The organism is Allobosea sp. 05T439, assembly GCF_056396005.1.
In genome coordinates, this window is record NZ_JBFTKP010000015.1 from 96,789 (window position 1) to 122,531 (window position 25,743).

Annotated in this window: 21 protein-coding genes and 2 tRNA genes; 13 read left to right on the forward strand and 10 right to left on the reverse strand. The window is 65.3% G+C overall.

Annotated elements, in window-relative coordinates:
- Window positions 1–298 precede the first annotated feature (298 nt).
- Entirely contained in the window at window positions 299–1,570 is a 1,272-nt protein-coding gene (locus AC1DIO_RS18815) for a TAXI family TRAP transporter solute-binding subunit (protein WP_476776115.1), read from the forward strand.
- 194 nt (window positions 1,571–1,764) lie between these two features.
- On the opposite strand, the gene AC1DIO_RS18820 is transcribed toward AC1DIO_RS18815, so the two are convergent.
- Both AC1DIO_RS18820 and AC1DIO_RS18825 read right to left on the reverse strand, forming a co-directional pair.
- The gene (locus AC1DIO_RS18820; protein ID WP_441488286.1) at window positions 1,765–1,980 is read right to left on the reverse strand and encodes a DUF1059 domain-containing protein; all 216 of its coding nucleotides are present in this window, start codon (window positions 1,978–1,980) and stop codon (window positions 1,765–1,767) included.
- A 300-nt stretch (window positions 1,981–2,280) separates the two neighbouring features.
- Window positions 2,281–2,355 (reverse strand) — tRNA-Gln (locus AC1DIO_RS18825).
- A 181-nt stretch (window positions 2,356–2,536) separates the two neighbouring features.
- Between AC1DIO_RS18825 and AC1DIO_RS18830 the strand changes: the two genes are divergently transcribed.
- A tRNA-Pro gene (locus AC1DIO_RS18830) sits at window positions 2,537–2,613 on the forward strand.
- A gap of 540 nt (window positions 2,614–3,153) precedes the next feature.
- Here the strand turns inward: AC1DIO_RS18830 and AC1DIO_RS18835 are convergent.
- On the reverse strand, window positions 3,154–3,780 hold the full coding sequence (locus AC1DIO_RS18835; RefSeq protein WP_476853876.1) for a biotin transporter BioY: 627 nt from the start codon (window positions 3,778–3,780) through the stop codon (window positions 3,154–3,156).
- Between the two features lie 158 nt (window positions 3,781–3,938).
- Between AC1DIO_RS18835 and AC1DIO_RS18840 the strand changes: the two genes are divergently transcribed.
- A complete protein-coding gene (locus AC1DIO_RS18840) occupies window positions 3,939–4,859 on the forward strand; it encodes an MBL fold metallo-hydrolase (RefSeq protein ID WP_476769617.1) in 921 nt (306 codons plus the stop codon).
- Window positions 4,860–4,907: 48 nt separating this feature from the next.
- Here the strand turns inward: AC1DIO_RS18840 and AC1DIO_RS18845 are convergent, their stop codons facing one another.
- Window positions 4,908–5,684: a DUF1499 domain-containing protein gene (locus AC1DIO_RS18845; protein WP_476769616.1), complete on the reverse strand. Its 777-nt coding sequence runs from the start codon at window positions 5,682–5,684 to the stop codon at window positions 4,908–4,910.
- A 45-nt stretch (window positions 5,685–5,729) separates the two neighbouring features.
- The gene (locus tag AC1DIO_RS18850; RefSeq protein ID WP_441507687.1) at window positions 5,730–7,361 is read right to left on the reverse strand and encodes a long-chain-fatty-acid--CoA ligase; all 1,632 of its coding nucleotides are present in this window, start codon (window positions 7,359–7,361) and stop codon (window positions 5,730–5,732) included.
- A 214-nt stretch (window positions 7,362–7,575) separates the two neighbouring features.
- Between AC1DIO_RS18850 and AC1DIO_RS18855 the strand changes: the two genes are divergently transcribed.
- The 5 genes from AC1DIO_RS18855 to AC1DIO_RS18875 all read left to right on the forward strand — a co-directional run bounded on the left by AC1DIO_RS18855 (window position 7,576) and on the right by AC1DIO_RS18875 (window position 13,170).
- A complete protein-coding gene (locus tag AC1DIO_RS18855) occupies window positions 7,576–7,977 on the forward strand; it encodes a MarR family winged helix-turn-helix transcriptional regulator (RefSeq protein ID WP_084652251.1) in 402 nt (133 codons plus the stop codon).
- A gap of 7 nt (window positions 7,978–7,984) precedes the next feature.
- Entirely contained in the window at window positions 7,985–8,836 is an 852-nt protein-coding gene (locus tag AC1DIO_RS18860; protein ID WP_476853877.1) for a patatin-like phospholipase family protein, read from the forward strand.
- A 52-nt stretch (window positions 8,837–8,888) separates the two neighbouring features.
- On the forward strand, window positions 8,889–10,358 hold the full coding sequence (locus AC1DIO_RS18865; RefSeq protein WP_476776050.1) for an amidase family protein: 1,470 nt from the start codon (window positions 8,889–8,891) through the stop codon (window positions 10,356–10,358).
- Window positions 10,359–10,477: 119 nt separating this feature from the next.
- Window positions 10,478–11,857 (forward strand): aspartate aminotransferase family protein, encoded by a 1,380-nt coding sequence (locus AC1DIO_RS18870; RefSeq protein ID WP_113517787.1) that lies wholly within the window; start codon window positions 10,478–10,480, stop codon window positions 11,855–11,857.
- 419 nt (window positions 11,858–12,276) lie between these two features.
- The gene (locus AC1DIO_RS18875; protein WP_476776051.1) at window positions 12,277–13,170 is read left to right on the forward strand and encodes a metallophosphoesterase; all 894 of its coding nucleotides are present in this window, start codon (window positions 12,277–12,279) and stop codon (window positions 13,168–13,170) included.
- A gap of 166 nt (window positions 13,171–13,336) precedes the next feature.
- Here the strand turns inward: AC1DIO_RS18875 and AC1DIO_RS18880 are convergent, their stop codons facing one another.
- Window positions 13,337–13,933: a L,D-transpeptidase gene (locus AC1DIO_RS18880; RefSeq protein ID WP_476769612.1), complete on the reverse strand. Its 597-nt coding sequence runs from the start codon at window positions 13,931–13,933 to the stop codon at window positions 13,337–13,339.
- 244 nt (window positions 13,934–14,177) lie between these two features.
- Between AC1DIO_RS18880 and AC1DIO_RS18885 the strand changes: the two genes are divergently transcribed.
- Window positions 14,178–15,107 carry a histone deacetylase family protein gene (locus AC1DIO_RS18885; RefSeq protein ID WP_441488276.1) on the forward strand — a complete coding sequence of 310 codons (930 nt, stop codon included), beginning with the start codon at window positions 14,178–14,180 and terminating at the stop codon, window positions 15,105–15,107.
- A gap of 191 nt (window positions 15,108–15,298) precedes the next feature.
- On the opposite strand, the gene ribB is transcribed toward AC1DIO_RS18885, so the two are convergent.
- A complete protein-coding gene (gene ribB, locus AC1DIO_RS18890; protein WP_476769610.1) occupies window positions 15,299–16,576 on the reverse strand; it encodes a 3,4-dihydroxy-2-butanone-4-phosphate synthase in 1,278 nt (425 codons plus the stop codon).
- Between the two features lie 69 nt (window positions 16,577–16,645).
- Window positions 16,646–17,764, reverse strand: coding sequence for a chorismate synthase (gene aroC, locus AC1DIO_RS18895; RefSeq protein ID WP_069879474.1), 1,119 nt, complete (start codon window positions 17,762–17,764; stop codon window positions 16,646–16,648).
- A gap of 474 nt (window positions 17,765–18,238) precedes the next feature.
- Here aroC and AC1DIO_RS18900 point away from each other — a divergent pair, with 474 nt between their 5' ends.
- Window positions 18,239–19,030, forward strand: coding sequence for a pseudouridine synthase (locus AC1DIO_RS18900; protein ID WP_476832106.1), 792 nt, complete (start codon window positions 18,239–18,241; stop codon window positions 19,028–19,030).
- Between the two features lie 21 nt (window positions 19,031–19,051).
- Here AC1DIO_RS18900 and AC1DIO_RS18905 read toward each other — a convergent pair whose 3' ends face one another.
- Together AC1DIO_RS18905 and AC1DIO_RS18910 are read right to left on the reverse strand one after the other, a co-directional pair.
- A complete protein-coding gene (locus AC1DIO_RS18905; RefSeq protein WP_476832105.1) occupies window positions 19,052–23,062 on the reverse strand; it encodes a Pls/PosA family non-ribosomal peptide synthetase in 4,011 nt (1,336 codons plus the stop codon).
- A 227-nt stretch (window positions 23,063–23,289) separates the two neighbouring features.
- Complete coding sequence (locus AC1DIO_RS18910) at window positions 23,290–23,898, reverse strand: histidine phosphatase family protein (protein ID WP_441488272.1); 609 nt, start codon at window positions 23,896–23,898, stop codon at window positions 23,290–23,292.
- A gap of 137 nt (window positions 23,899–24,035) precedes the next feature.
- Between AC1DIO_RS18910 and folP the strand changes: the two genes are divergently transcribed.
- Genes folP through folK form a run of 3 tightly spaced genes read left to right on the forward strand, consistent with a single transcriptional unit; the run spans window position 24,036 to window position 25,742 of the window.
- A complete protein-coding gene (gene folP / locus AC1DIO_RS18915) occupies window positions 24,036–24,866 on the forward strand; it encodes a dihydropteroate synthase (protein WP_476769607.1) in 831 nt (276 codons plus the stop codon).
- Entirely contained in the window at window positions 24,863–25,237 is a 375-nt protein-coding gene (gene folB, locus AC1DIO_RS18920) for a dihydroneopterin aldolase (RefSeq protein ID WP_069879469.1), read from the forward strand. Before folP ends, folB begins: the two co-directional genes overlap by 4 nt.
- Window positions 25,227–25,742, forward strand: a complete 516-nt coding sequence (folK, locus tag AC1DIO_RS18925; protein ID WP_476776055.1) for a 2-amino-4-hydroxy-6-hydroxymethyldihydropteridine diphosphokinase — start codon at window positions 25,227–25,229, stop codon at window positions 25,740–25,742. The genes folB and folK overlap by 11 nt, the downstream gene beginning before the upstream one ends.
- The last annotated feature ends 1 nt before the right edge of the window (window position 25,743 follow it).

The window sequence follows — 25,743 nt, forward strand, 5'->3', positions numbered from 1 at the left end:
GAGGCAGATGGAAGCGCCGGCTCCGGCCGCTAAAGCGTAACGGAGGAAAAGGCATTTACGTTTGCAACGGGCGCAGGGTGGCTGGCAGTGATGATAGAACTGGCGAGCGCGCGAGTGTCGTGCAAATCTCCGGGACCTCGCGATCATACTGCCCCCATTGCAGGCATCTACCGTGCCGGTTCACGCTCCGAGACCAGACAAACCTAGTTTCGCGGGTCGGCGCAGGGGCGTTCTGCGCATTCTATTGCTGGTTGTTGCATCAGCAGCCATTGCAGGCTTGGCTCTGTCCTACAGCACGGTGCGCGACTACGGCTCATTTCGAGCGTCGATACTGACCGGAGCGCCAGGCGGCGCCTATCATTCGCTCGCTTCAGATCTGGCGCAGCTGGCCAGGCGCGACCGAGGGCATCTCGAGGTTATCCCGACGGCGGGTTCGATCGAGAACGCCAAACGCCTGATGGCAGACCAAAAGTCCTGCGCCGAGAAATTTGCCTTCGTTCAGGACGGCACTCCAGTGCCTGCCGAATCCGAACTGGAACTATTGGGGCGCCTGCCCGAGCCGGAGTCGCTGCTTTTTCTGACCCGGCGCGATCGGTCCTTCGGTAGCTTCTCCGACCTACGGGGCGCCTCCATCGGAATAGGCCCCGAGAATTCGGGAACGGCCTATCTCGTGCTCCAGCTGCTCGGCGATCCCGACCTGAAGAAGCTCGACATTCGAACGTCCTATCGCGAGCTCGAGGAGCAGGCTCAGCTTGTGGCGCAGGGCAATCTCGATATTGCCGCCTATGTCATGCGAAATGATGCCGAGTTCCTGCGGACGATCATCGGCCGCTATGATCTGGAAATCATCGAACTCCGAGATTTAAGAGGTTTGACCGACCGCTTTCCATGGCTGACTCTTGGGCGCGTGCCGGCTGGCCGATACGACTTGATGCGCCTGGCCCCTGCGACCGACAAAATGGTGCCGCAGGTCAATACGCTGGTCCTGGCCAACGCGTGCGCGAAGAGAGCTGACCGCATTGAATTGCTGGTGCTCCTGGCGGCTGCGCTTCCGACTTTCGTGCGCAGCAACCCGCCGACCTCGACGAGTTCGGCGACCGCGGTGCCGCTATCGTCCGAAGCGAGGCAGTTCTTTCTGACTGGCGAGCCGGAGTTCGTAGACCGCTATTTTCCGTGGCTCGTGAACCTCATGTCGCCCGCCTATTGGATCTACCTCGTCATGGCCGTTACGGCCCTTTTCAACCTGCTGAAGGGCATCAGCCGCTTTCGTCTTTGGCGACTTGATTCCGCGCGCGAGAAGCTTGAGGCGGAAGCAAGGCTCGTGGCGGGGGAGGCCGTCAGCCATGCGCCAGCACTGCATCCCATCGCGAAGCCCGCCTTGCCGGATGCGGATGAACGTGAAGCGATCAGGGACATGCTGGAGCGCCTGGCCGGGCTGCGCGAGCGGTGTCAGCGCTACGCCAACTCGTTCGCAACGCCGATGGGCGAGGAAATGTTCTATCGCTACCAGCAATTCCTGATCGACCGCACGACTGTCGAACTGAAGGCGCGTCTTGGAACGGGCTCATAACTCGTAGCTGCACCGATGCCAGTGTCTCGTGCCCAACATGTGCGCCGACTATCGCCCCCGACACTGCCCAGCCCCTCTCGTCTGGTCGATGAGATGACACGGCACCGCTCGTTACAGACGTGCTTGTCAGACCGTGCACAAAACCGGCAGCAGGCCAGTTGTTGGATCAGAGGATGGCGGCACCACGTGTTCGATCAGGCGGCGCGACTGGGTGCCTTCTCAGACGGCATGCCATCTTTGATGGCGGCTTTGATTTGGTTCCGCAGCTCAGGCGTATCTTGATGCCCATGCACGGCAACGGCGTGCTGCACCGAGGCCTCCACCAGTTCGCTCTCATTGTCGGCGATGATCGTGACTGAGCAATTCATCTCGCTCGGGAATTCACGGCAGTCGATGAACTTGCGTCCCATAACGTCCTCCCCGATTGGGAGATCAAGCAACCTTCCATCACGTCGAATGAAGGCCGCCTACTTCACGCACAGTACGCTTACGCCCGGGGCCTGGCAAAAAGATCCGGCGCCCGACGATCGGGTGTAGCTGAGATAATCGAAGCCTGCTGATGCGGGAGAATGTCGTTCGCCCCTGTGGGTCTCGACCCTACCAACCCGTTCGCCACTTCAGGCTAGCAGCCAAGGGCGTCACGTCCGGCTGCTATGGACAACGGTTACAGAAATCTTGGAAAATCGTTTAAAATCAATACTTTATGATAATGGCTGGGGCGCCAGGATTCGAACCTGGGAATGGCGGTACCAAAAACCGCTGCCTTACCACTTGGCGACGCCCCAACGCGCTGCTGCGTTCTAGTGTGCGTCGCGCCTCTGCGCAACCGTCGACAAGCGCTTCTCACAGGTGGCTGCATCCGATGCGACAGATCCTTCGGCGAGGCTCTGGAGAAATCCACACAAGAGGTGCTTAGCCCTGTTGCGCTGCGGCGCGACGCTGGCTATAAGCCGGCCACCAGTTGATCGGAGTGTAGCGCAGTCTGGTAGCGCACCACGTTCGGGACGTGGGGGTCGCAGGTTCAAATCCTGCCACTCCGACCAAAATTTCCCGAGATATTTCAAGCCGTTACAGATCAAGCCCTTCGGGGCTTTTTTGTTGCCCGGACCGTTTCAGCGCGGTTTGATCCTCAGGCGGGCCTGCCTTGGCCCGATTAACGCATCCACGACTTCTCCCGGTACAGCGATGGTGTCGCGCGCGAGGCTCCTGTAGTCTCGCCCAAGGACAATGGGGCTCACTCTATGACGCGCTTTTCCCGAATCATCGGAATCATGAGCCTCGCCGTGCTGCTTTCCGGCTGCGACAAATGCGGGGAGCTGATGAAGCTCGATATCTTCGGCCAACCCGTGAAGACATGCTCCGGCAATAATCCGCAAGGCTGAGCGCAGGCCCGTCTGCCTGACGCGAATCGGTGGACTATCGGACCGGATCTTGTATGCGGCCCGATGCTTTCACCTTGTGCGGCTGCATCGGCCTTGCCGAAAACCGCAATCCCCTTTTCGGGCCGATGCCTTCCCGGCCGGCGCCAAAGAAAAAGCCGAGGCAAAGCCCCGGCTCGTTCGTCTCTACCGTTGCAGCGCGTCTCAGCCGCGGCGGCGCAGGAAGGACCAACTGGCCCCGACAAGGCTCGCAGCCAGCGCCATCTTGACCGCATCGCCGAGCAGGAAGGGCTGCACGCCGAAAGTGTAGGCCTTGGCGAAGCCGACACCCGTGGCACCGCTCGCCATCTGCGCCCCGAGCGCGAGCCACAGGCCGCCGAGGCCAAGAATCAGCGCTTCCGCGGCAATGAATCCCGCGATCAGGCGGATCACCGAGGCGCCACGCTCGGCCGCCCAGCCAGCGAAAGCCGCCGCAAGCACGAAGCCGACAAGGAACCCGCCGGTCGGACCGGCAAGATAGAGCAGCCCGGCTGCAACCGGCGGCGTGTTGGTGAAGACCGGCAGCCCGGCAAGGCCATAGGCAATATAGAGTGCGACAGTCGCAGCGCCGAGGCGCGAGCCATAGGCGGCGCCCAGGCCGAGCACCGCCAGCGTCTGCAGGGTCATCGGCACCGGCCAGAACGGCACCTTGATCTTGGCCGCGAGGACGAGCAGCAGGCTGCCGGCCACGGCAAGGGCGACATTGCGCGCCAGCGCGGCGCGACGTCCCGAGACCTGGGGAAGGATCGCGTTGACCAGGGTCGGAGCGGAAAGGGGAAGCAGATCGGCCATGCGCTCTCATCCATTTTTCGAGGGCCGCGCTGCGCAGCCGGTTTTCCGTCTATAGAAAATGCTGCAATGCCCTACAAGGCGCGCGGCGGTGCGCGAAGCGGCAAGGCCGGGGCGCAACCTGCCCCCGTGACGCGACTGGACCAGGCGACGGAACCCGCATGAGCGAAGACATCGAATTCGATCGGAGCGCCACGGCTCCCTCCGGCGACGTGGTTGAACTGTCGCCGCTCGTCCGGCGCATCATCGCCGGAAATAGCGGGCCGATGACCTTTACCGGCACCTGCACCTATATCATCGGCCGGGGCACTGTGGCGGTGCTCGATCCTGGCCCCGACGACCCGGCTCATGTCGCGCGCGTCCTTGCCGCACTCGCTGACGAGAGCGTCAGCCATATCCTTGTCACACACACCCATCGCGATCATTCGCCCGCCGTTCCGGCACTGCAAGCGGCGACAGGCGCCATCGTCGCCGGCTGCCTGCCGCATCGCGCGGCGCGCGAACTGGCGCTTGGCGAGATCAATCCGCTCGATGCCGCGGCCGACCGCGATTATGCCCCCGATCTGCCGATGTATGACCGTGACACGGTCACGGGCCCCGGCTGGACGCTCTCGGCGGTCGAAACGCCGGGGCACACCGCCAATCACCTCGCTTTCGCGCTCGCGGAAGAGACAAGCCTGTTTTCAGGCGACCATGTCATGGCCTGGTCGACGAGCATCGTTGCCCCGCCCGACGGCTCGATGGCGTCCTACATGGCTTCGATCGAAAAACTGCGCGCGATGGAGCACGCCATCTACTGGCCTGGCCATGGCGGGCCGGTGAACGAACCGCAGCGCTTCCTGCGCGCGCTCGTACAGCACCGCCGGCTGCGCGAAGCCGCGATCCTCAACCGCCTCAGGGCTGGCGACGAGCGCATCGCGGAGATGGTGCCACCAATCTATCAGGGCTTGCCGGTCGCATTGCATGGCGCGGCCTCGCTCTCGATCCTCGCCCAACTCGAGGATCTGGTCCTCCACGGCACTGTCATCTGCGACGAGGCACTGCCGATGCTGGCGAGCCGATACAAGCTGGCCCGGACCTGATGCAGCGGCGTCGATTTCTTCGGATCGCATCACGCCGTCGCACATGACCTACCGTGCCTCGACCAGCAGCTCGACCTCTGCAGCAAAGGCGGCGATGCGGGCAGCATTTGCGCCGAGATCGTGGCTTCCGATCCGCGAAGCCGAGCGGATGTCGATGCGGCTGCCGTCGGCACGCGGTCGCACTCGGATCGTGATGTCCTCGGCAAGGCGCAGGATTCGGGTGCGCGCCACCGCCTCGATCCGCCCTGCCCCGCTGCGTCCGCCGGGGCGCGACGCTTCGAGCACCTGCCAGCCCAGTGCAGTGGCGGCCCGGCGCGCGATTGTGAACGCCGTTTCGGCCGGGACCTCCAGCACGATCGGCAGCGTCTTCGGATAGGCTTGGCGCTGGATGCGCCGCTCTCCAGCCGGTACGTCGGGCGGCACCAGGCCGTGGCGCACGGTCAACGCGGCCTGCGAGCGGCTGAAGGTCGGGGGATCATCGATATCGGTCGAGATATCGCTCAATCGCGGCAGCGTCAGCCATTTGAAGCCACCATAGAGCACTGGGGCAAGCATGATGAGCGCAAGCACGAAGGCCTGTGCCGCCATGCCGACCCCGCGATGCCCCACCTGCCAGATCCGCATGAAGGCGAGCACGGCCAGCAGCAACGCCAGCAGAACGAAGCCATAGGCACCGGCGATCGGCGCGAGTCCCTGCGCCGAAGGCTCGCCGAGCCGGGCGACGAGAATGGCCAGCAGCAGCACCGCGACGGAAAACCAGGCCAGCCGCCGGCTCCAGCGTGCGGCGCGCGAGACAGGTTCCTCGAAGACGATGCGACGATGCATGATGATTACGTGGCGGGGTCTGGCACCGAAGGCAAGCCTCGCGGCTCAGCCTGTCGGCAGGCGATAGTCCTTGAACTGCTCGCGCAGCGCGGTCTTCTGGATCTTGCCCGTAGCGGTATGCGGTATCGCCTCGACCAGGACGACATCGTCCGGCAGCCACCATTTTGCGATCTTGCCGGTCATATAGGCCAGCATCTCGTCGCGGCTCGGTGAACGGCCGGGTTTTGGAACGATGACCAGCAGCGGCCTCTCGTCCCATTTGGAATGGGCGACGCCAATCACCGCGGCCTCCGCCACATCGGGATGGCCGACCGCGAGATTTTCGAGATCGATGGACGATATCCACTCGCCGCCCGACTTGATCACATCCTTTGAGCGGTCGGTGATCTGGAGATACCCCGCGGCATCCAGCGTGCCGACATCGCCCGTATCGAAGAAACCGTGCTCGTCGAGGATCGCTTCATCCTCACGCCTGAAATAGGCGCCGGCGACGGACGGTCCGCGCACCTTCAGGCGCCCGAAGGTCTTGCCATCCCAGGGCAGGTCCTGGCCGGCATCGTCGGTGATGCGGAATTCGACGGTAAAGGGCGGATGCCCCTGCTTGACCTTGAGATCGTAGAGCGCATCGCCCTGCAGATGCCCATAGACCGGCTTGATCGAGCAGAACGAGCCGATCGGGCTCATTTCGGTCATGCCCCAGGCATGTGCGACCGTGACGCCATATTTGCGCTCGAATGCTTCCGTCATCGCCCGCGGGCAGGCTGAACCACCGATCACCACACGTTTCAGCGTCGAGAGGCGGGCGTTGGTCGCCTCCAGATGCTGCAGCAGGCCAAGCCAGACCGTCGGCACCGCAGCGGTGCAGGTCACGCCCTCGCCTTCCAGCAATTCGAGCAGCGATGCACCGTCGAGCTTCGCACCCGGCATGACCAGCTTGGCTCCGGTCATCGGCGCGGAATAGGCCAGCGACCAGCTATTGGCATGGAAGAGCGGCACGACCGGCAGCACGCTGTCGCGCGAGGACAACCCGATATAATCCGGCGCCGAGCAGGCCATGGCATGCAGCACGTTCGAGCGGTGCGAATAGAGCACCCCCTTCGGACCGCCGGTGGTGCCGGAGGTGTAGCAGAGCCCGGCGGCGGTGTTCTCGTCGAACTGCTTCCAGGCGAAATCATCATCGGCTTCAGTGAGCCACTCCTCGAAGGCGGCTGCTCCCTTCAGGCTGGTTTGCGGCATATGTGCCGCATCGGTCAGCACGATGTAGCGCTCGATGCTCGGCAGCCTGTCCTGGATCTGCTCGATCAGCGGCACGAAGGTCAGGTCGAGGAATAGCATCCTGTCCTCGGCATGGTTGATGATCCAGGCGATCTGCTCCGGGAACAGCCGCGGATTGACCGTATGAGTGATCGCGCCGATCCCGCTGATCCCGTACCAGAGTTCGAGATGCCGGTCGGTATTCCACGCCAGCGTCGCGACCCGGTCGCCGAGCCGCATCCCTTCCCGCTCGAGGCGCCTGGCCACCCGCAGGGCGCGGCGGCGGATATCGGCATAGGTCGTGCGCCGCAGCGAGCCGTCTTCCACCGCGCGGCTCACGACCTCGCGGGTGCCGTGCTGGACGGCGGCATGGTCGATGATCCGGTGCAGCAGCAGGGGCCAGTCCTGCATCAGGCCAAGCATAGCGTCTCTCCCCACGATCATTCTTGCTGTTGTTGGGAGCAGCATAGACAGGCTGCTCCCCGGCAGGGAAGCAGGAGTTGAGCCGGAGCGGGAATGAAGGGCTCGCCTGGAGCCACGCGATAGTTTAGGGCAGAACTGATAGACCCTGAGAGTTGGAACCGTGTCAGCGCCCGACGCCCTACGCACCGATCCAGACCGCGTCTGGTTCCGCTTCATGCGGTTGCACCAGCGCATGCTCGGCCAGATGACGGCGCGCATCCGTACGCTCGGGCTCTCGATCCCTCAATTCGATCTGCTCTCCACGCTGACCGAGCGCGAAGGCATCAGCCAAAGCGAGCTGGCCGAGCGGCTCTACGTCACCAAGGGCAACGTCTCCGGGCTCGTCGATCGCCTGGTGCAGGCCGGCCTCGTCGAGCGCCGCGCCATCGCGGGCGACCGGCGTTCCTATGCGATGCATCTGACGCCCGAGGGGCGCAGGCTGGCGGAAGCCGGCATCGCGGCGCAACGCAGCTATGTCGCGACCACGCTCGGCAAGCTGCCGGCCGGCGATCTCGCAGATCTCGACCGGCTCGTCCTGGCCTGGCGCGACCTCGCTCGCGCCGCGGACGCCGAATAGCGCCTTTATGTTCGCCGGGTTCGCCTTCGCTGGCGGCGGCAATCGCTGCTACTGGCAGGGTGGCTTCCATGAAACCGTGGCGCCACGCCTCGCGTTGTCGCCGCGCCGGGTCGTCGGTGTCAGCGCCGGCGCCTTCGCGATGCTCTATACGGCACTCGGTCTCGGCCCGACCGTACGCGAGCAGGTCAGGCAAGCCTGTCTCGACCGAACATCCGAAATGGATTGGGCGGCCTTTCGCCGGGGTGGGCGGCTCTTCCCGGTCGGCGAGCTCTATCAGCGCCTCCTCACTCAGCTCTTCACGCCCGAGGCCCTCTCAACCCTGCGGCTGATGAGCGATTTCCGCATCGCGATCTCGCGCCCGCCACGCTTCTGGCCCCTGCCGATCGCCGCGATGCTGGGGATCGGCGCCTATCAGCTCGAAAAGCGCCTCCGCCGGCCGGTCCATCCCACCGCCGGGCGCCGCCTCGGTTTCGTGCCCGATCTTGTCCGGCTCGCCGATTGCGCAACCGCAGAGCAACTGGTCGCGGCCCTGATGGCGAGCGCTGCAGTGCCTCCCTTCATGCCGGCCGGGCTCGTCGGGCAGCGCGCTGCGCTCGACGGCGGGCTGGTCGACAGCGCCCCCGCCTGGGCGCTCGCCGATCTGGAACAGGCCGGCGAACGGACGCTGGTCCTGCTGACGCGCCCCTTCTCCGCGGTGCCGCAGGTGCCGGGCCGGACCTATGCGCGCCCGTCCCGGACCATTCCGGTCTCGCAATTCACGATCCGCGACTGGGAGGGGATCCGCTTCGCCTACGAACTCGGCATCAGTGACGGCGAGAGCTTCCTTCGGCGGATGGAAGTCGAAGCGCGAACCGGCTAGGCATGAGGCTGGTTCCTGCGAACTGGTTCTTGCCAACCGACCGGACGTACCGATGCCTGCGATCGATCTGACCGCCTCCGCGACCGACCTCCGCGAAGCCCTGCTCGCGCGCCGCTTCAGCGCGAGCGACCTGCTCGAGGCCAGCTTCGCCCGCATCGACTCGCTGAACCCATTGCTCAACGCCATCATTGCCCAGGACCGCGAGGCCGCGCGCGCCATGGCGGCAGAATCGGACAGGCGCCTCGCCGATGGCAGCGCCCGCCCGCTTGAAGGGCTGCCGATCACGATCAAGGACGCCTTCGACGTTGCCGGCCTGCCCTCCTCCGGCGGGCTACCCGCCTACAAGGAGCGCATTCCCACCGATGATGCCGCCCCCGTCGCTCGCCTGCGCGCTGCCGGCGCCGTCATTCTGGGCAAGAGCAACGTCCCGGTCTTCTCAGGCGATTTCCAGAGCTACAACCCCATTCACGGCGTCACCAACAACCCCTGGAATGCTGCTTTCTCGCCCGGCGGCTCGTCCGGCGGAGCGGCAACCGCGGTCGCGACCGGCATGTCTGCTTTCGAGCTCGGCTCCGATCTCGGTGGCTCCGCGCGCTGGCCGGCCCATGCCTGCGGCGTCTACGGCCTGAAGACGAGCTGGGGGTTGATCTCGACCTGGGGCCACCTGCCGCCGCCGCCCGAGCGCCGCACACCGCGTAATGCCGACCTTTTGGTCGCCGGACCGATCACGCGCGCGCCCGAGGATCTTGCGCTCATCCTTCCGGTGCTGGCCGGCCCGCGCGATTCCCGAGTCGCGGGCGCCACACTCACCGCTCCTCGGCTGGAAGAGCCCCGCGGCCTGCGTGTCGCACTCTGGGCCGACGATGCTTTCGCTCCGACCGACCGGGAGGTCGGCGCAGTCGTGCATCGGGCCGCGGATCTGCTTGCCGCGCAGGGCGCGATCATCGACGAGACGGCGCGCCCGGCGATCCGCTTCTCCGAAGCCTTCGAGGTCTATGCGCTGCTCAACCATGCCGTCGTCGCCTATGGTCTGCCGCCTAAGGTCAGGGCGCGTATCCAGGCCATGGCATCGCGCTTCAGCACCAACGATCTCTCGCATCAATCGCTGCAAGCGCGCGGCGCGCGCATGACGCCGGGGCTCTACCAGCAGATCTCGCAGCGGCGCATGGCTCTGAAACGGCAATGGGCCCGCTTCTTCCAGTCCTATGACGTCGTGCTCTGCCCACCTGCCCCCGTTGCCGCGATCCCGCATGATCACACGCCGGATATTCACGCGAGGCGCCTTGTCGTGAACGGCGAGCCTCGCCCCTATCTCGATTTCCTGCTCTGGGCCTCGCTCGCGACTGGCGCAGACCTGCCTTCGCTGGTTGCGCCAATCTCGCAGTCGGACGCTGGTCTGCCGCTCGGCGTGCAGATCATTGCGGCGGCCGGCGAAGACCTGACGGCAGTCGCCGTCGGCGGCATGCTGGCAAGGGCGGGCGCAGGATATCGCGTTCCCCCCGGCTCGGCCGGACAATCCTGAGCAGGCGCAACCCGATACGCGCCAGAGTCTGCGTCGATCTGCGTGAAAATCGCTCAGTGCTTGCGCTGATCCCGGTCTATGCTCGCATAAAGGCCGCATAAAAACCTGGAGATTGCGCCATGCTATCCAACCTCGCCGTCCGCGACATTGAGACCCTGGTCCACCCATACACGAACCTGGCGACGCATCGCGAGACCGGCCCGCTGGTGCTGGAAAGCGGCAAGGGCGTCTTCGTCTATGACAGCGCCGGCAAGGAATACATCGAGGGCATGGCCGGGCTCTGGTGCACCGCGCTCGGCTACTCCAACCAGGAGCTGATCGACACGGCGACGGAGCAGATGAAGAAGCTGCCCTTCACGCATATCTTCGGCGGGCGCAGCCATGATCCGGCGATCGAGCTGGCGGAGAAGCTGAAGGAGATCGCACCGGTTCCGATCTCGAAGGTGTTCTACGGCGCCTCCGGCTCCGACGCCAACGACACCCAGGTGAAAATCGTCTGGTACATGAACAATGCCCTTGGCCGGCCGCAGAAGAAGAAGATCATCTCGCGGCTGAAGGGCTATCACGGCGTCACCGTGGCCTCGGCCTCGCTCACCGGCCTGCCCAACAATCATATCGATTTCGACCTGCCGCTGCCGGGCATCCTGCACACCTCCTGCCCGCATCATTATCGCTTCGCCGAGCCTGGCGAGAGCGAGCAGGATTACTCCTCGCGCCTCGCAGCCGAACTGGAGGAGATGATCCTGCGCGAAGGGCCGGACACGGTCGCCGCCTTCATTGCCGAGCCGGTAATGGGCGCTGGCGGCGCGATCACCCCGCCGGATGGCTATTTCGAGAAGATCAACGCCGTTCTCGCCAAATACGACATCCTGTTCATCTCGGATGAGGTCATCACCGGCTTCGGCCGCACCGGCAACATGTTCGGCACCACGACCTATGGCATGAACGTCGACACGATCTCGCTCGCCAAGCAGATCACCTCGGCCTATTTCCCGCTCAGCGCCGTGTTGATGAACGACAAGGTCTACGAGGTCCTCGTCGACCAGAGCCGCAAGATCGGCACCTTCGGCCACGGCAACACCTATGCCGGCCATCCCGTCGGTTGCGCGATCGCGGTCAAGACGCTGGAAATCTATCAGCGCGACAAGATCGTCGAGCACACCCGCAAGGTCTCCCCGACCTTCCTGCGGCGGCTGGAGAAGCTTGCCGAGCATCCGCTGGTCGGCGAAGCGCGCGGCGTCGGTCTGATCGGTGGCGTCGAGATCGTCAAGGACAAGGTGACCAAGGCCCCGTTCGAGACCAAGAAGGGCGTCGGCCCGAAATCGGTCTTCTTCGCGCAGGAAGAGGGCCTGATCACCCGCGCCATGGGCGACCGTGTCGCCTTCTGCCCGCCGCTCGTGATCACCGAGGCCGAGATCGAGGAGATGTTCGACCGCTACGAGCGGGCCCTGAACAAGACGCTCGCCTGGGTCAAGGCCGAAGGCTTGCTCGCGGCCTGAGCCTGCATGCTTAAGGGGAGATTAACCGAAGCGGCGACATGATTGCGATCGAGGCCGAAAAGCCACGAAGAAATCACGATCACGCCGCTTCGTCGTCCCGATCGGACGTCACCTTCCCTGTGTCGACGGCCAGGAACCGCCGGCACCGTGCAACAAGTAAAGTCAGGACCGATGCCTTCCGCCAACAAGCGTCAGACGACGCAACGAAGCGCGAGCTTCCATGATGCCTCGGCCAAAGAGGCCTACGCATCGCACTTCCGCCCGATCGCATTTCGCGCGATCGCCGCGGGAACGAGACGTGCCTCGCCTGCGTCGGACAGGACGGCAGAGAGGAAACCGGCTCATCTTGTGCCGGCCGTTCTCCGCAACGGTTTTGACGATTGACTTGACGACTGCCAGACTGACTTTCGAGACCCTCCATGATTGACCGGCGCAGAGCTCTCCAAACTCTCGCCGGTCTTTTTTTGGCCGGCTTCGGCACTGGCGGCTATGCCTATGCTTGGGAGCCAACCCATCAGCGGGTGACGCACTACCGGTTCACGCCGAATGGCTGGCCCCAGTCAGGCCGCCTCAAACTCGCAATCATCTCGGATCTGCACATTGGCGGGCCGCATATGCCGGTATCGCGTGTGCGCGATATAGTCGCGATGACCAACGAGCTGAAACCGGATCTCGTCCTGCTGCTCGGGGATTTCGTTGCGAGCCGGACGCGCCGCGCCTCCGACCCTCCCTATGCCGAATGGGCTATGGCACTCGCCGCGCTCAAGGCGCCGAGCGGGGTCTACGCCGTACTCGGCAATCACGACTGGTGGCAGGACGAACCGACACAAAGGAACCGCAGCGGGCCGACACAAGCGGGCCTTGCGCTCGAAGCGGCCGGGATCACGGTTCTCGAGAATCGGGCGGTGCGCCTGGAGACCGCTGCAGGTCCGCTCTGGCTTGCCGGCCTCGGCGACCAGATCGCCTTCGTCAAACGGTTGCGCGGACAGAAGAATGGCGTCGACGATCTGCCCGGCACCCTCGCCCAGATCGCTGATGATGGCGCGCCCGTCATCATGCTGGCGCATGAGCCGGATGTCTTCGCCCGGATGCCGGCGCGGGTTGGGCTGACACTGTCAGGCCATACCCATGGCGGACAGGTAAGGCTGTTCGGCTGGTCGCCGATCGTGCCGTCACGCTATGGCAATCGCTACGCCTATGGCCATGTCCGCGAGAACGGGCGCGATCTGGTGGTTTCTGCCGGCCTCGGCACCAGCAAACTGCCGCTCAGGTTCGGAATTCCGCCGGAGGTTGTGCTGGTGGAGCTAGGCTAGGGCATCGGACCGAAAAGTGGAATCCGGTTTTTGGAAAAATCCGATGCTTAAACAAGGAGCTAGATCGCCGCCGCATGCTCGGATGCCCCGAGCATCTTGCTCCGCTCGATCTGAAATGCTGTCAGACCCTGGCCGGGCGAGGCCCGACCAGAACCGGCGGGGGCCGTCAGACCACCACCACCTTGGTGCCGACCGTGACCCGATTATAGAGGTCGATCACGTCGATATTGCGCATCCGGATGCAGCCGGAAGACGCCGAACGGCCAATGGTCTCGGGCTCGTTCGTGCCATGGATGCGGTAGAGCGTGTCCTTGCCGTTCTGGTAGAGATACAGAGCGCGCGCACCGAGCGGGTTGTCCGGACCGCCCTCCATGCCACCGGCGCGGGGCGCCAGATGCGGCCAGCGCTTGATCATCTCGGCCGGTGGGGTCCAGCGCGGCCACTCGGCCTTGCGCTGCATCGTGGCTTCACCCGTCCAGCCGAAGGCTTCGTCGCCGGTCGCGACGGCGTAGCGAATCGCCTTCTTGTTCGGCAGCACGAAGTAGAGAAACTTCTCGACCGTATCGACCTTGATGCTGCCGGGCGGCAGACCGGTCGGGTCCGTGATCTCGTAGGGCAACTGCGTGATCTGGTGCTCGAATTTCGGCACCAGCGCGATGTATTCTGCATCGCGCTCGGACAGTGCGGGAGCATTCACGCTCTTGTATTGGCACGCACCGAGAAGGGTCGACAGCGCCAGGGCAACGATTACGGTCTGTTTCATGCCTACCACCAGCGACGCCGCGAACGCGCCATTTATGATGAATGAAAAGTTAATATTCTATTCCCGCCCCCGGGGTTGGGGCGACGTCGAGACATGCCGCTGCTCTATGCGGCAAACTGACATGGCGCAATGAAGTTCCAGCCGTGATGCGTGTTTCGTCGACTTCGACCGCGACCGTGGTAATCGCGCAACGGCAGTGCAACATGACGCGCGGCGGCAGGCCCCGCAATGAGGGTGAGAACCAGTGACGACGCTTCTGATTACACACCCGGCGAGCCTCCGGCACCTGACTCCGCCCGGCCATCCCGAGCGCCCGGACCGCATCCGCGTCGTCGAGCAAACACTCGAAGATGAACGATTCGCCCATCTCGCCCGGGTCGAGGCTCCGCGCGCCGATCTCGAACTCGTCACGCTCTGCCACCCGCGCCACTTCGCGGAGGCACTGATCGCCGCCTCACCGGCAACGGGACTCGTCGAGATCGAAGCCGACACCACGATGTCGCCCGGCTCGCTGGAGGCTGCGCTGCGCGGCGTCGGCGCAGCCGCCCATGCCGTGGACGAAGTGATGCAGGGCAAGGCGAGAAATGCCTTCTGCGCCACGCGCCCGCCCGGCCACCACGCCGAGAGCGTCAAGGCGATGGGCTTCTGCTTCTTCAATCAGGCTGCCATCGCCGCCCGCCACGCCCAGAAGGCCTATGGCGCGGAGCGCGTCGCGATCATCGACTGGGACGTGCATCACGGCAATGGCACGCAGGAGATCTTCTGGAACGACCCGAGCGTGCTTTACGCCTCAACCCATGAGATGCCGCTCTATCCCGGCACCGGCGCCGCCTCGGAACGTGGCGAGCACGGCACGATCGTCAATGCCCCCCTGCGCGCGGGCGATGGTTCCGACACCTTCCGGGATGCGTTCGAGACTGCGGTATTGCCGCGCGTCGACGCCTTCCAGCCCGACCTCGTGATCATCTCGGCCGGCTTCGATGCGCATTGGCGCGACCCGCTCGCCAATATCAATCTGGTCGAAAGCGATTTCGCCTGGGCAACCCAGAAGCTGATGGCGATTGCAGACCGCCGCGCCGAGGGCCGTGTCGTCTCGATCCTGGAAGGGGGCTACGATCTCGAAGCCCTGTCGAAATCGACCGCAAGCCATGTCCTGGCACTGATGCGAGGCTAAAGCATCAGCCCGAAAAGTGGATTGCGGTTTTCGGGAAAGCCGATGCAAAGACAAAGGGTTAGATCATCGGACTGGATGCGATGTCCGGTCCGATGATCTAGCCGCCCTTGCAAGTCGCCCAGCGGCGACCCAATCCGGGCAGGGCAGGCATCCCCGGGGGCTGCGTTTCGTCGCGCTGATGGCGGAGCCGCTCACTCCAGCGGCTGCGTCTCCGCGATTTCGATGCCGAAGCCGCTCAGGCCCACGAAGGAGCGCGGCGAGGACGCGAGGTTGACGATCGAGGCGACCCCGAGATCGCGCAGGATCTGGGCGCCGAGTCCGACCTCGCGCCATTGCTGCGAGCGCTGGGCGTCGGAACCCTCCTCGACGCTCTTGATCGGCACGCCGGCGGAGCCGTCGCGCAGATAGATCAGCACGCCGCGACCATCCTGCTGGAAGCGCCGGAGCGCGCACTGGATCGACTTCGCGCCTCCGAGCACATCCGCCACGACATTCGCACGATGCAGTCGCGCCGGGACCTTCTCGCCGTCACCGACCTTGCCCATGACGAAGGCAAAATGCTGGGTGTCTTCGAAGGGCGTGACATAGACATGGCCGGTCATCTCGCCGAACTCGGTCTTGACCGGGAAGGAATGCACCCGCTCGACGAGCTTCTCGCGCGCCTGGCGATAAGCGATCAGCTCGGCGACCGTGATCTGCTGCAGCCCGTGCGTCTTGGCGAAGGCGGTGATCTGCGCGCCCTTCATCACGGTGCCATCATCATTGGCGAGCTCGCAGATTACGCCGACCGGCGGCAGATTGGCGAGCTTGCAGAGATCCACCGCCGCTTCGGTATGGCCGGAGCGCATCAGAACGCCGCCATCCTTGGCGATCAACGGAAACACGTGACCGGGCCGCACGAAATCCGTGGCGCCCATATTGCCATTGGCCAGCGCCCGCACGGTATTGTTGCGCTGCTCGGCCGAAATACCGGTGGTCAGCCCGTGCTTGACGTCGACCGTCACCGTGAAGGCCGTGCCGAGCGGTGCGTCGTTTGACGAGACCATCGGGTCGAGCCGGAGCCGCCGCGCCTCGTCAGCCGTCAGCGGCGCGCAGACGATGCCGCAGGTATTGCGGATAATGAAGGCCATCTTCTCCGGCGTGCAGAGCGAGGCCGCGATGATCAGATCGCCCTCGTTCTCGCGGTCATCGTCATCGGTGACGATAACGATCTCGCCGCGGGCGAAGGCTTCGATGGCCTGAGTGACGTTCTGCTGCATGACAGCCTCCCGCGGCCCTTGCAGGCCCAGAAAATCATTGGGGGTGACGGCACCGTTCGTGGCGGCGGCGATGCGCTCGGCACTTTCGCGCGAGATCCAGGCACTCTGATCGTTGCAGAGCGCCGACACGCTGGCCGGCGACAGGCCGACCTGCCGCGCGAAGGCGCTGCGAGCCATGCCATTCTGCCGGAGCCAAGTTTCGAGCTTCATGGCCGCAAGCTAATACGCCCCCGCTTCACTTGCAATGAAGCAGGGAATTAATTTCAGTAACACTGAAATTCACCGAGCAAAGGGCCAGCGCGGCTCGACCACGCCGACCTGGGCGCGATGGCGCAGGAACTGGTCGGCCAGCACGCAGGCGACCATTGCCTCCCCGACCGGCACGGCCCGGATGCCGACGCAGGGGTCATGGCGCCCCTTGGTGAACATATCCGCTTCCCCGCCGGTCCGCGTCACGGTCGCGCGCGTGGCGAGGATCGAGGATGTCGGCTTCACCGCGAAACGGGCGACAATCGGCTGCCCGGTCGAGATGCCACCCAGGATGCCGCCGGCGTGGTTGGAGAGAAAGAGCGGCTTTCCGTCATTGCCGGCCCGCATCTCGTCGGCATTCTCTTCGCCCGAGAGTTCGGCCGCAGCGAACCCCTCGCCGATTTCGACACCCTTGACGGCATTGATGCTCATCAGGGCCGAGGCCAGCTCGGCATCGAGCTTGCCGTAGATCGGCGCGCCCAGGCCGGCAGGAACGCCCTCGGCGACAATCTCCAGCACCGCGCCGATCGAGGATCCGGACTTGCGGATGCCATCGAGATATTCGGCGAAGAAGGCCGCCGCCTTGGCATCCGGGCAGAAGAACGGATTATTGCCGACCTCGTTCCAGTCCCAGTTGTTCCGGTCGATCTTGTGCGGCCCCATCTGCACCAGCGCACCGCGCACGATCATGCCTGGCACGACCTTGCGCGCAATCGCGCCGGCCGCGACCCGCATGGCCGTCTCGCGCGCCGAGGAACGCCCGCCACCGCGATAATCGCGAATGCCGTATTTCACGTCATAGGTGAAGTCGGCGTGGCCGGGCCGGTACTTGTCCTTGATGTCCGAGTAGTCCTTGGAACGCTGGTCGACATTGTCGATCATCAGCCCGATCGAGGTTCCCGTCGTCACCTGCTGGCCGCTCGCCTCATCGGGAAAGACACCGGAGACGATGCGGACCTGATCAGGCTCCTGGCGCTGCGTGGTGAAGCGCGACTGACCGGGCCGGCGGCGATCGAGTTCGAGCTGGATTTCGGCTTCGCTCAGCGGGATCAGAGGCGGGCAGCCATCGACGACGCAGCCGATCGCCGGCCCGTGGCTTTCCCCAAAGGTGGTGACGCGGAAGAGATGGCCGAAGGTGTTATGGGACATGGCAGCCTGACGGGTTTCGCTCCGGGCTCATAAGCCGGATCGCGCCCGCGCGAAACCCCGCTGCGCGCAAACCATGCCCCAACGCCCGCCGCGTCGCGTCCCGCGCTCCGCATCCCCGGCAATGCTGCGCGGCAGCGCAAGTCTTGACAGCCGTCCGATCCGGCGGCTTCTAGGCCCGATGAGACGCAGGCCTGTCACCCAGCCGCGCTCCTGGCGCCCCGGGAGTGTCATCATCGCGGGCGCCTAGCCCCGAACCTTCCGAAGAGGAGCGGGTTCGGGGGGAGTGGCCTCAGGTCGGCCACGACGCCTGCCACGGCGTGCCGTCTCGGACCTGGCACAGCAACCTATCCCGGACGAGGTTCGCGCAGACGGTTTCGCACCGCAAGGCGGCTTGTCCACGGTAGCCCGTCCCGCGCCTCGACATGATGGCCCCGGAGCCGGCGACCGGTCTTTCGCATTCGGAATGCCCAGACCATGTCGAGACAATCCGGCCCCGGCACGCCGGGGTCCGTCAGCCTCGCGCGCGCCCTTTCCAAGCTCGGCTATTGCTCACGCACCCAGGCCGAAGGCCTGATTCTCGGCAGGCGCGTCCGGGTCGATGGGCGTCTTGCCCTGAACCCGAGCCTGCGCCTGGATCTCGCGCGTGCCCGCATCATCGTCGATGGCGAAACGGTCTCGGCCGAACGCCGTGTCTATCTGATGGTCAACAAGCCCCGCGGCGCGCTCACGACCCGGACCGACCCCGAAGGCCGCGCCACGGTCTATTCCTGCCTGGACGGACTGGAGCTACCGTTCGTCGCCCCGGTCGGGCGGCTCGACAAGGCGAGTGAAGGGTTGCTGCTCATGAGCAACGACACGCGCTGGGCGCAGCGCATCCTGGACCCGGCCTCCGGCGTGGAGAAAACCTACCATGTCCAGATCGACACGGTGCCCGACACCGCCTTGATGGTGCGGCTGCGCGCCGGTGCCGTCGACGGCGACGAGGCGCTCTCGACCAAGGCGGCGACGCTCCTGCGCCATGGCCAAAGGAACGCCTGGATCGAAATGGTGATCGACGAGGGCCGCAACCGACAGATCCGGCGCATCGTCGAAGCGGCCGGCGCGCGGGTGCTGCGCCTGGTCCGTGTCGGCATCGGGGCCTTGCCGCTGGGCGAGTTGCCAAAGGGCGCGGTCCGCGCATTGCAGCCTGACGAGATCGCACTACCGCTCGATAATGGCTGCGTCGGCGCTCCGCGACCTTCGGCCGAGGGCCGCCTCGACGGGTAGAACCGCCGGTCAGCTTTGGCCCTAGTGCGCCGCCGCCTTGGCCGGCACCGCCGGCGCCCCCTCCCAGCGCGTATTCGCCGGCAGGTTCTCGCCCTTCATGATCACGGTCAGCAGGCCGATCTGCGCGTAGTCGCCGACATGGGTGTCGTAGAGCACCGTCGCTGCCGCGCCCACACAAACGCCCTTGCCGAGATGCACGCGGCCGACCTTCATGACCCTGTCCTCATAGAGGTGGGTCTGCAGGGCCGAATGCGCGTTGACCGTGCAGTAGTCGCCGACCCTGATGCAGTCGAACTCGGTGATATCGGTCGAGTCGAGCCAGACGCCCTTGCCGTATTTCGCACCGAACAGCATCAGGAACCAGGGCAGGAAAGGCGTGCCGCGCAGATAGTCGAACAGCACCTTGCCGCCCAATCCCCAATAGAGCACGGCGACCGCCTCGGTGCGCATCGCCCAGAACGACCACATCGGCTTCATCACCGGCTTGTAGACGCCCATCAGCAGCCATTTCATCGCGGCGCAGATCAGCGCCTGCGTCACCGCGATCAGGATGGACACGCCCATGAAGCTGAGCGCGAGCCCGCCCCAGTCGCGATCGAAGATCTTCTGCTGCAGCACGAGATCAACCGCGATGGTGCCGAAAGTGATGAACAGCATCGCCGGGAATGAGGTGTGCAGCGCCTCGAAGCCCGCCCGCGCCAGCCTCTTCCCCAGCGACGGCTTGTAGGTCCAATCCGCCCCAAGGTCGACCTTCTGCCGCGTCGGCAGGCGGATCGGCGGCGAGCCGAACCAGGTATCGCCCGGCTGCATCTTCTCATTGGCAGGCGGCTTCGACTTGATGCCGATCAGCACCCGGTCGGGGATCACGGCGCCTGGCGCCACGACCGCATCATTGCCGATGAAGACCTGATCGCCGGTCTTCGTCATGTCGAGACGCATATAGCCGCGGCGCATGTCCTCGTCGCCGAAGACGACCTCGTCGGCGATGAAGTTGCCGGCCCCGATCGCCGTCAGATCGTAGCGACCCGACAGATTGGTCGAGATCTCCGCGCCCTTGCCGATGCTGGCGCCCATCAACCGATACCAGAAGCGCATATAGATCGTCGCGAACAGCGAGGAGAGTGTCTCCAGCGTCACCTCGGTCGCCAGCGCCACCGTCCATTTGCGGGCATAGAAGCCGGAATGGATCGACCACGAGCCCGAGGTCACGCGCGGCAGGATCACCCAGCGCAGGCCGGCCATCAGCAGCACGGTGAAGGCGATGAGGCCCATCGCCGTCGGCCAGGTCAGGATCGGCAGATACCAGAGATAGCTGATATCGGACCATGTCGCGATCTGGTCGTCGATCCTGTCGAAGAGCCAGAAGGCCGGGAAGATCGGCAGCAAGCTGATCGGCGGCAGCACGATCAGCATGAACACGTAGAAAACCGTCATCGCGAAGCGACGGCGCATGCTCGCCTCGGCCTGCGGCGGCAACGCGTCGAGATCGACCATGCCGATCTTCCGGCCAGGCGTGCCGTCCCAGATTTCGGCCGCGCCGACCGTCGTACCGGACGGTATCGCCGTCAGATCGCCAATCTCGGCATGGTCGCCGGTGGTGCTGCCATGACCGAAGACCACGGAGGCGCCAGCGTTCACGTCCCGCCCGATCTTGATCCGGCCCAGGATCAGCTTGTCGCCGATGGCTTCGCCATTGGCGAAAGTGGTCTTCGAGCCGAAGGTCGTGTAGTCGCCGATCTCGATGAGATCGAGCGCACCGGCCTCGTAATCCGAGATGATGACGTCGCGGCCGACCTTGGCACCGAGCAGGCGCCAGTAGAAGCGCATCACCGGCGTACCCTGCAGCCATTTGATATGGACAAGGCCTGCAACGCGCGCGGCGAACCACCAGCGGAAATAATAGACGCCCCAGAGCGGATAGACGCCGGGCTTGGTCCGGCCGAGCACGATCCATTTCAAGGCGATCGAGATCAGGCCGGTGACGATGGTAATCGCGACATAGACGCCGAGCAGGGTGAAGACCTGCGCCGGCAGCGACAGGTCCTCGCCGGAAATCAGCAGATAGGTGACGAAAATTCCGAGCCACTGCGCCGTCGCCAGGCTGATGATGATCGGCAGCGCGGCGGCCTGCGCCAGCCCGCACAGGAAGCGGCGCCGAAAGGAGGGCGGAGTGAAAGAGAGATCCTCGGCCTCCGCGATCCCGCGCCCATCGAGCACCGCCGCCATGCCACGCAACGTACGGGCACCATAGACGTCCTGCAGCGTGATGCCGGCATAGGCAGGGGTTTCGCGCACGATCGAGATGAAGCGCGCGGCCAGCAGCGAATGACCACCGAGATCGACGAAGAAATCGGCCTCGAACGGCAGGCTCGACGCACCCAATACGCGCTTGGCCGCCTCTAGAAGGGCGGCCTCCGTCTCGTTGCGCGGCGGCTCCTGCTCGCCGGCTGCGGCCGGCGCCGTCAGCGGCGCAGCCCTCAGCATCTTGCGGTCGACCTTGCCCGAGACCATGCGCGGCAGCGAGCCGACAGCCTCGAAATGGGCAGGGACCATGTAGGGAGGCAGCTGTTCTCTCAGCGCAGCGCGCAGCACTCCCGCATCGACCGCGACGCCGGGCTCGCTGACCACGAAGGCGACGAGCCGTTCGATGCCGTCATCTTCGCGCAGCACGACCGCCGCCTGGTTCACCCCCGGCTCGTCTGCGAGCTTCGACTCGATCTCGCCGAGTTCGACCCGGAAGCCGCGGATCTTGATCTGGTCGTCGATACGGCCATGGAAGACGATGTTGCCGGCCGCATCGAGGCTGACCGCATCACCGGATCGGTAGAGAATGGGGTCGTCGATCCCACCAAACGGATTGGCGATGAATTTCTCCGCCGTCAGTTCGGGGCGGCCGTGATAGCCCCGGGCAACGCCCGGGCCGCCGATCAGGAGTTCGCCCTGCTGGCCAGGCGGCAGCAATTGCAGCTCTTCGCTGACGACATAGGCGGTATAGTTGGGGATCGGCCGGCCGATGGTCACCACCTCGCCGGGTTTCACCTCGGTCGCGGTCGCCACCACGGTCGCCTCGGTCGGCCCGTAGGTGTTGAGGATGCGCCTTTCCGGCTTCGCCCATTTCTGCACGATCGAGGGCGGGAGCGCCTCGCCGCCGAGCAGGATGAGCCGCAGCGAAGGCACGTCGGAAGGCAGGATACCGAGCAGCGTCGGCACGGTGTCGATCACGGTGACGCCGGCACCGTTCAGGATTGCCGGCAGCTTCTCGGCATCGCCCATCATCTCGGGCGAAGCGACGAACAGCGTCGCGCCGACGAGATAGGGTGTCCAGATTTCCTCCATCGACAGGTCGAAGGCGACCGACGCGCCCTGGAAGACGATGTCGTCTGGCCCCATCCCGTAGAAGGCGTTCCCGGAGCGCAGGAAGTGGCAGATGTTGTGATGGCTGATGACGATCGCCTTCGGCGTCCCCGTCGAGCCCGAGGTATAGATCAGGTAGGCGGGATGATCCTTGCTCAGCCCGGCTGCGCGCGCCGGCAGGAGTGCGCCATCGTCACGCGCCACGAGATCGGCAGGCGACCAGACCGGACGCCCGATCGCGGTCGCCTTGCCCTGCCAGGCGGCGCAGGTCACGAGCCCCTTGGCCTCGGCATCGTTCAGGCAGGTCGCGATGCGATCGACAGGCGCCTCGGCATCGAACGGCACCCAGGCCGCGCCGCTGAGCGTGATCGCGATCTGCGCGACAAGGAGGTCGATGCCGCGCGGCATCCACAGGCCGACCATGCTGCCGGGGCCGACGCCCGACAGGACAAGGCCGCGCGCCTGACTGCGCGCCGCTGCCCAGACCTCGTCATAGCTGAGCCGGCGCTCGGCATCCGTCAGAGCCGGGTGTGCGCCGCGCGCGGCCACTGTCGCAGCGAAGATCTCGCCCAGAACCTCATCGCGGATCAGGTCAGGCCGCTTCTCGCCCGCGATCATGGCGAGCGGGGTGGCGCTCCGGGCGGTCTCGTCCGCCGACAGAATGCTGATGTCGTTCATGGTGCCCCGCTGCGGATCGGCCAGAGCAGCCCCGGCGGCACTCACCCCAAGGCGACCCTGCGGCGAACCGCACCTCTAAAACTGCCCCGGAAACCGTATCGTTCGATCCGGATTCCGGCTGCCTCCCCCCGGCCGAGCATGTCGCTGTTGTGTGCATCCCTGCTAGCACAACACTCCTTAAAGAGCACCCCTGAACCCACGATGAATGTCTGCGACCGAACCTCGCGCTAGACCCAGGAGACGCGTCCGTCCGAGACCATCAGGATCTTGCCCTGCCAGATATCGACCATGGCGGCTTCCCCCGGCGCGACGGCCCCGACAAGCGCGAGCACGGCGCGCGCCACACCGCCATGGCTCACCATCACCGTCTCGCCCGTCAGCCCTTCCAGCACCGGCCTGATCCGCTCGGCCAGCATCCGGTAGCTCTCGCCTTCAGGGGGAACGAAGCCCCATTTGTCGCGCTCGCGCGCCAGCGCCAGCTCGCGCTCGGACTTGCGGACCTCGCGCCAGGTGAACCCTTCCCAGGCGCCGAAGGTCAGCTCGCGCAGGCGCTCATCGATACGGTAGCCCTTGGGCGGCAACCCCAGCCGGTAGCGCAGGATTTCCATGGTCTCGCGCGCCCGCTCCATGGGAGAGGCCACGAAATCGAGCCCCTCATAGCCCTGCACCAGGTTGCGCAGGCGCCCGGCGGCTTCGGCCGCCTGCTCGCGCCCGAGCTCGTTCAGCGGGATGTCCTTCGAACCCTGGAGACGACCCTCCCGGTTCCAGTCGGTTTCGCCGTGACGGACGAGGAAGAGGCGGTGAGAGATCGTGAGCGGCAGCATGCTCCGGCTCATGCACGCTCCGCGCCCGCAGGTCAAAGCGTCAGAGGGGCACAGGGGCATGCGTATTGGCCATGGCAACCTGTCATCGCTTTCTGATGGCAGAGCGCGAGTGCGCTGTGTATAGGCGGCTCTCCGCTTCGGATGGATCCATGTCCCCGGCTCTCACTTTGCCAGACGGTCGCAGGCTTGCCCTCGGCACGACGCCCCTGCTCATGGGCGTCGTCAATGTCACTCCCGATTCCTTCTCGGATGGCGGCATGCTGAAGAGCGCCGACGAGGCGATCGCTCATGCCGAAACGCTGATCGCGGAGGGCGCCGATATCGTCGATATCGGCGGCGAGTCGACCCGGCCAGGCCATGCAGAAGTCGATGCGGAGACCGAGCGTGCCCGGGTCATCCCGGTGATTTCGCGACTCGCCACCCGAACACGCATCCCGATCTCGATCGACAGCTACAAGGCCGAGGTCGCCGAAGCCGCGCTCGGCGCCGGCGCAGCGATCGTCAATGACGTCTGGGGCTGCCAGCGCGAGCCGGCCATTGCCGATGTCGCTGCCCGCTTCGGCGCCCCGATGATCCTGATGCACAACCGCGACAGCATCGATCCCGCGCTTGATATCCTCGACGACGTTCTGCGCTACCTCGAACGCTCCATCGCCATCGCCATCGCAGCCGGCGTGCCACGCGAGCAGATCGTGGTCGACCCGGGAATCGGCTTCGGCAAGACGCCGGCGCAGAACCTCGCGATGATCCGCGACCTCCGCCAGCTCGAACAGCTTGGCTGCGCCATCCTGCTCGGCGCCTCACGCAAGTCGACCATCGGTCTGATCACCGGCCAGAAGGTTCCGGCCGAGCGACTGGCCGGCACGCTGGCAGCCCATCTCTACGGCGTCTCGCAGGGCGCCTCGATCATCCGCGCGCATGACATTCGTCCACATGCCGACGCCTTCAAGGTCTGGACCGCCATCGGAGACGCGCCATGAGCGAGACAGGCAGCATCCTGATCGAGAAGCTCGACATCTATGCCTATCACGGCTGCTTCTCCGAGGAGGAACGGCTCGGCCAGCGCTTCACGCTCGATATTGCGCTGGCGACCAATATCCACGCCTCGGCCATCAGCGACGACCTCGCGGATACGGTCGATTACGGCAAGGTCGTCGCCGTGGTGAAACAGACCTTCACCACCCGCCGCTACAATTTGCTGGAAGCGGCAGCGCGCGCCGTGGCGCAGGCCATCCTGGCCGAGTTCCCGCCGGTCAGCCGTGTCTGGATCACCCTGCGCAAGCCCGCGCCGCCGATTCCGGCAACGCTGGCAGCTGTCGGCATCCGCCTGGACTTCCGGCGTGAAGACTGAGGCCGCTCTCTGCTTCGGCGGCAATCTCGGCGATCCGGTCATTGCCTTCGCCGCCGCGATCGAAGCCCTCGCGCGCCATCCTGCCGTGACCGTGCTGCGGATTTCGTCGGTCTATCGCACCGCGCCCTGGGGCAAGCTCGACCAGCCCGAATTCAAGAACATGGCCGTGATGATCGCAACCGATCTCGCGGCGGCCGACCTGCTCGCCTTCTGTCTGAGGATCGAGCGCGAGCAAGGCCGCGAGCGCAAGGAGCGCTGGGGGCCGCGCACGCTCGATATCGATCTTCTGACTTATGGCGAGGCTATCATCGACGAGCCGGGTCTTCAGGTTCCGCACCCGCGCATCGCCGAGCGCGCGTTCGTCCTGGCGCCGCTCGCGGAAATCGCGCCGACGCTCGTCATCGGCGGCGGGAGTGCGTCCGAGCTGCGCGACGCTCTCGCGAGCGAGGAAGTCAGGCGCGACGATACGGAAACGGCGCGCCTGCGGAACGCCGGCGCCGGCTGAA

Excerpts from the sequence above, each read along its gene's own strand:
- AC1DIO_RS18875 (WP_476776051.1), top strand. The coding sequence starts at position 12,277 with ATGATTGACCGGCGCAGAGCTCTCCAAACTCTCGCCGGTCTTTTTTTG.
- AC1DIO_RS18820 (WP_441488286.1), bottom strand. The coding sequence starts at position 1,980 with ATGGGACGCAAGTTCATCGACTGCCGTGAATTCCCGAGCGAGATGAAT.
- ribB (WP_476769610.1), bottom strand. The coding sequence starts at position 16,576 with ATGAAGCTCGAAACTTGGCTCCGGCAGAATGGCATGGCTCGCAGCGCC.
- AC1DIO_RS18870 (WP_113517787.1), top strand. The coding sequence starts at position 10,478 with ATGCTATCCAACCTCGCCGTCCGCGACATTGAGACCCTGGTCCACCCA.
- AC1DIO_RS18855 (WP_084652251.1), top strand. The coding sequence starts at position 7,576 with ATGCGGTTGCACCAGCGCATGCTCGGCCAGATGACGGCGCGCATCCGT.
- AC1DIO_RS18845 (WP_476769616.1), bottom strand. The coding sequence starts at position 5,684 with ATGCATCGTCGCATCGTCTTCGAGGAACCTGTCTCGCGCGCCGCACGC.
- AC1DIO_RS18865 (WP_476776050.1), top strand. The coding sequence starts at position 8,889 with ATGCCTGCGATCGATCTGACCGCCTCCGCGACCGACCTCCGCGAAGCC.
- AC1DIO_RS18840 (WP_476769617.1), top strand. The coding sequence starts at position 3,939 with ATGAGCGAAGACATCGAATTCGATCGGAGCGCCACGGCTCCCTCCGGC.
- AC1DIO_RS18910 (WP_441488272.1), bottom strand. The coding sequence starts at position 23,898 with ATGAGCCGGAGCATGCTGCCGCTCACGATCTCTCACCGCCTCTTCCTC.
- aroC (WP_069879474.1), bottom strand. The coding sequence starts at position 17,764 with ATGTCCCATAACACCTTCGGCCATCTCTTCCGCGTCACCACCTTTGGG.
- AC1DIO_RS18905 (WP_476832105.1), bottom strand. The coding sequence starts at position 23,062 with ATGAACGACATCAGCATTCTGTCGGCGGACGAGACCGCCCGGAGCGCC.
- AC1DIO_RS18880 (WP_476769612.1), bottom strand. The coding sequence starts at position 13,933 with ATGAAACAGACCGTAATCGTTGCCCTGGCGCTGTCGACCCTTCTCGGT.
- folB (WP_069879469.1), top strand. The coding sequence starts at position 24,863 with ATGAGCGAGACAGGCAGCATCCTGATCGAGAAGCTCGACATCTATGCC.
- AC1DIO_RS18860 (WP_476853877.1), top strand. The coding sequence starts at position 7,985 with ATGTTCGCCGGGTTCGCCTTCGCTGGCGGCGGCAATCGCTGCTACTGG.
- AC1DIO_RS18900 (WP_476832106.1), top strand. The coding sequence starts at position 18,239 with ATGTCGAGACAATCCGGCCCCGGCACGCCGGGGTCCGTCAGCCTCGCG.
- folP (WP_476769607.1), top strand. The coding sequence starts at position 24,036 with ATGTCCCCGGCTCTCACTTTGCCAGACGGTCGCAGGCTTGCCCTCGGC.
- AC1DIO_RS18835 (WP_476853876.1), bottom strand. The coding sequence starts at position 3,780 with ATGGCCGATCTGCTTCCCCTTTCCGCTCCGACCCTGGTCAACGCGATC.
- AC1DIO_RS18850 (WP_441507687.1), bottom strand. The coding sequence starts at position 7,361 with ATGCTTGGCCTGATGCAGGACTGGCCCCTGCTGCTGCACCGGATCATC.